We start from the raw sequence: 559 nt of genomic DNA on the forward strand, positions 1-559 counted from the left end.
ATTTCTTTCCATTTGTAGAACTGCCTCCGCTTTAGAGGGTAATGAGGTCGTCTGAAAAACATCAGACGACCTTTGGCATCATCATCAAGATACAGGAAGGATGCAATTGATTGGTGAAGACTTGCATCATGATACCGGCCATATTGGTTGGGAAGCGATGAGTAAAGGAAAGTGACTATGTGGAAAATCATAAAAGAGGATAGTGATGATTTAGGATTTGCAATTAAATGCTTATTCTCTCAATCTATTGATTTAAATGAATTCAAGTTATGGATTGAACAAGTAATACGCGATATGCCCATTGAGGACACCCCTTTTTATATTTTTGACTTGGCGGATTTCGATGGGGTAATTGCCGATATTGACAATATTGTAGGTTTTGTTTCGAGTTACAGCCTATCAAAATCGAAAAAAAAATGCCTTGACGGGTATTGCCTTCTTAAGGGGTATAGATGTCTATGACCCTCCCGTTTCAAAAGAAAAAGCATTAAAAGCCTTAAAGAAACATCCTGAAATTTATCAGAGGTTTCAGCATTTCTTTCCATTTGTAGAACTGCCT

The 559-nt window shown here is 37.4% G+C and carries 2 pseudogenes; both read left to right on the forward strand.

What is annotated here, in order from left to right:
• Positions 1 to 73: 73 nt before the first annotated feature.
• Positions 74 to 175, forward strand: a pseudogene (locus tag HMPREF2865_RS11955) (HNH endonuclease); the annotation flags it as partial.
• Between the two features lie 2 nt (positions 176 to 177).
• Positions 178 to 559, forward strand: a pseudogene (locus HMPREF2865_RS04605) (hypothetical protein); the annotation flags it as partial.

The sequence above is a fragment of the Neisseria sp. HMSC073G10 genome, assembly GCF_001812605.1.
GTDB classification, from domain to species: Bacteria; Pseudomonadota; Gammaproteobacteria; order Burkholderiales; family Neisseriaceae; genus Neisseria; species Neisseria subflava_A.